Below are 3694 nucleotides of genomic sequence, written 5' to 3'. Positions count from 1 at the left end.
CGCGCGGCTCGACGTCGCGGGCGCGATCACCGTCACGGCATCGCTGATGCTGGCCGTCTACGGGATCGTCGGCGGCAACGAGGCCGGCTGGCTGTCGACGCAAACCGTCGCACTGATCGGCGCGGCCATCGCGCTGCTCGCGCTGTTCATCGCGATCGAGGCACGCGCCGCGCATCCGCTGATGCCGCTCTCGCTGTTCGCCTCGCGCAACGTCGCGCTCGCGAACGTGATCGCCGTGCTGTGGGCGGCCGCGATGTTCGCGTGGTTCTTCCTGTCCGCGCTGTACATGCAGCGCGTGCTCGGCTACGGGCCGCTGCAGGTCGGCCTCGCATTCCTGCCGGCGAACCTGATCATGGCCGTGTTCTCGCTCGGGCTGTCCGCACGCATCGTGATGCGCTTCGGGATCCGCGGCCCGATCGCGGCCGGCCTGCTGATCGCCGCCTGCGGCCTCGCGCTGTTCTCGCGCGCGCCGGTGGACGGCGGCTTCGTCTGGCACGTGCTGCCCGGCATGACGCTGCTCGGCATCGGCGCGGGCGTCGCGTTCAACCCGATGCTGCTCGCCGCGATGAACGACGTCGATCCGGCCGATTCCGGGCTCGCGTCCGGAATCGTCAACACCGCGTTCATGATGGGCGGCGCGCTCGGCCTCGCCGTGCTCGCGAGCCTCGCGGCCGCCCGCACCGACGCGCTCACGGCAGCGAATGTCGCGCCGCTCGACGCACTGAACGGCGGCTACCATGCGGCCTTCGCGTTCGGCGCGGCGTTCGCTGCCGCCGCCGCGCTGATCGGCCTTGCACTGCGCATCCGGCGGCAGGGTGCGGTCGAAGGCGTCGGCCCCGCGATGCACTGACCGGTAGCCGGCGGCTGGCGGCGTCCACCGCCGCCATCGAACCCGGGCGCGCATCGTCGCGCCCTTTTTTATGCGTGCGTGGCCCGGCACCCGCTCTCGTTTCACCGGGCGTTTCGGGCCGATCAGTCGCGCCGATGACGCCCACCCCGCCCCCGCTCCGCTCAAACGCCTGTTTGACTTCAGGCCGGTTGCCCGCCCCACGGGCTTTCCCCTCCGATTTTTAACGCAGTCGTACATCGACCCGCCACATTTGCGACAATGGCGGACTTTGACCCACGCGCCGCCGCCGAACATCGCCTCACCGTCGCCGCATAACCGCCCGCTTCCGATGTCGCTTCCCCATATCGATCTGCTGTACTCGTTGTCCGGCCTGTTCGTCGGCATCCTCGTCGGCCTGACGGGCGTTGGCGGTGGTTCGTTGATGACGCCGATCCTCGTGCTGCTGTTCGGCGTCCACCCCGCAACGGCAGTCGGCACCGACCTGCTGTACGCGGCCGCGACCAAGGCCACCGGCACGCTCGTCCACGGCCTTAAAGGCTCGATCGACTGGCGCATCACGGGCCGGCTCGCGGCGGGCAGCGTCCCGGCCGCGGCCGTCACGCTGTGGTGGCTGCATACGCATGGGATGAACGCGCCGGGCACCGCGCGAATGATCCAGCTCGTGCTCGGCGTCGCGCTGCTGCTCACATCGCTCGCGCTGATCTTCCGGCCGCAGCTCACCGCGTTCGCCGCACGCAACCCGCTCGCGCCGAGCCCCGCGCGCACGCTGTGGTCGACCGTACTGACCGGCGCCGTGCTCGGCGTGCTCGTGTCGATGACGTCGGTCGGCGCCGGCGCAATCGGCGTGACCGTACTCCTGCTGCTGTATCCGGCACTTGCGACGACCCGCATCGTCGGCTCCGACATCGCGCACGCGGTGCCGCTCACGCTCGTCGCGGGCATGGGCCACTGGCTGCTCGGCTCGGTCGACTGGTCGATGCTGCTGTCGCTGCTGCTCGGCTCGCTGCCCGGCATCGTGCTCGGCAGCCTGCTGTCGGCACGCGCACCGGAGCGGCTGCTGCGCAACCTGCTCGCCGCGACGCTCGTCGCGGTCGGCATCCGGCTCGTGCTCGCGTAACACACGGCGCGAACGCCCTGTCCTCGGCGGTTTGACGCCGGATCACGGCAGGCGCATGACGCGCCGCCCCTCGCCCGCCCCGAATGAAAACAGCCCGACCGGCCTGCGCCGATCGGGCTGTCGTCCATCCGGGGCGGCGCAAGCCGCCCGCGGCGCTTACTGCCCCTGCTGCTGCAACTTCTGCTGCTTGAGCTGCTGCGTGCGCATCTGCAGCTTCAACACGCGCTGCAGCGCGGTGCGGTTCGCCAGGATGCCGTCGTAGAAGTTGGCGAGATCGCCCTTCAGCGCGGTCCGCGACGCGTCGTTCAGGTAGATCATGTGGCCCGACGGGTAGTTCTTGATCGTCAGGTTCTGCGCCTTGAGCGTCGGGTCGAGCGGCATCTGCGCGAGCGTCAGCTCCGTCTGGTGGAACGGCGTGACCGCGTCGAAATAGCCGTTGGCCGACAGCACCTTCAGGTCCGGGTTCACGCTCATCGTCGACGCGAGGTCGCCGGCCGTGTACAGCGTATTGCCGCCGCCCTTGTTCGCGCCGGTCGGATCCGTGTGGCTGAAGTCCCAGTTGTTGAAGACCTGGTCGTTCAGGTCCACGAACGACGACGTCGACGTGTACTTGAGGTCGGTGTTGATGTAGCTGTTCCACAGCACCGTGTACGCGCCGCCGACGTTCGTGATCGACGGATCGTTGCTGCCCGAGTTCGGCAGGATGTACGGCGCGATGCCCTTGCCCGTGAAGTTCGCGCGACCGTCGTACTGGCCGATCTGCGTGCCCGGCACGAGCGTCAGGAAGAACGTGTACGGCGGGTTGTCATCCGACGACGGCACGTTGCCGAGCGCGGCCGGGTTGCCGAACGTCTGGATCAGCGACGTCGGATCCGTGCCGATGTACGAACCCATCTGCTGCGCGGTCTGCAGGTTCAGGTTCAGGCGCACGTTCACGAAGCCGCCGTCCTGCGGGTTCGGCTTCTGCGCGAGCGGCGCGAGCGTGTTGTCCGCATAGTTGCGGGCCTGGATCATGTACGCGTCGAGATCGGTCGGCGTCGGGTTGAGCGTCGTCTTCTTCCAGTAGAACGCATCGGCCGCGAGCGTCGGGAACGTGCCCGGCGCGGACAGCGCATTCGCGTAGTCGAGGATCGAAGACTGCAGCGTGATCCCGTTCAGGTCGATGCCGTCCTCATGCAGCACCCACGACACGACCGCGCTGCGCGCGGTGCCGTACGACTCGCCGTACAGGAACTTCGGCGAATTCCAGCGCGAGTACTTGGTCAGGTAGCGCTGGATGAAGCGGTCGATCGAGCGGGCGTCCTGGTCGGTGCCCCAGAAGTCCTTGTTCTTCGCCGGGGCGATCGCCGTCGAGTAACCGGTGCCCACCGGGTTGATGAACACGAGGTCGGTGCGGTCGAGCAGGCTGTCCGGGTTGTCGAGCAGCTTGTACGGCGCGGGCGGCGTGAAGTTCGGGAACGACGACTGCAGGCGCTTCGGCCCGTACGAGCCGAGCAGCAGGTAGACCGACGACGAGCCGGGGCCGCCGTTGTAGAAGAACGTGACCGGGCGCGGCTTCGACGGGTCCGGATTGTCCTGCGTGTACGCGACGTAGAACATCTTCGCGTTCGGCGCCGACGTGGTCGGATCGATCGTCGTCAGGTGGCCCGTGGTGGCCGTGTACTTGATGGTCTTGCCGCCGATCGTGACCGTACGGTGCACGACGGCCGCCCCTTCCGTGGAATCCA

Annotated in this window: 3 protein-coding genes; 2 read left to right on the top strand and 1 reads right to left on the bottom strand. The window is 68.5% G+C overall.

What is annotated here, in order from left to right:
* Together G3N99_RS36740 and G3N99_RS36735 are read left to right on the top strand one after the other, a co-directional pair.
* Nucleotides 1–850: MFS transporter (locus G3N99_RS36740; protein WP_206124810.1), on the top strand; the 850-nt coding region annotated here is incomplete at its 5' end.
* Nucleotides 851–1178: 328 nt separating this feature from the next.
* Nucleotides 1179–1967: a sulfite exporter TauE/SafE family protein gene (locus G3N99_RS36735; RefSeq protein WP_174939412.1), complete on the top strand. Its 789-nt coding sequence runs from the start codon at nucleotides 1179–1181 to the stop codon at nucleotides 1965–1967.
* Nucleotides 1968–2123: 156 nt separating this feature from the next.
* On the opposite strand, the gene G3N99_RS36730 is transcribed toward G3N99_RS36735, so the two are convergent.
* The coding region (locus G3N99_RS36730; protein ID WP_206124809.1) for a peptidase S1 at nucleotides 2124–3694 on the bottom strand (1571 nt) is incomplete at its 5' end.

It is taken from the genome of Burkholderia sp. Ac-20392 (assembly GCF_017104585.1).
GTDB classification, from domain to species: Bacteria; Pseudomonadota; Gammaproteobacteria; order Burkholderiales; family Burkholderiaceae; genus Burkholderia; species Burkholderia lata.
This window is presented reverse-complemented; position numbering and strand designations above follow the sequence as displayed.

What these genes read in the sequence shown, in the direction of transcription:
- G3N99_RS36735 (WP_174939412.1), top strand. Translation starts at nt 1,179, where the DNA reads ATGTCGCTTCCCCATATCGATCTGCTGTACTCGTTGTCCGGCCTGTTC.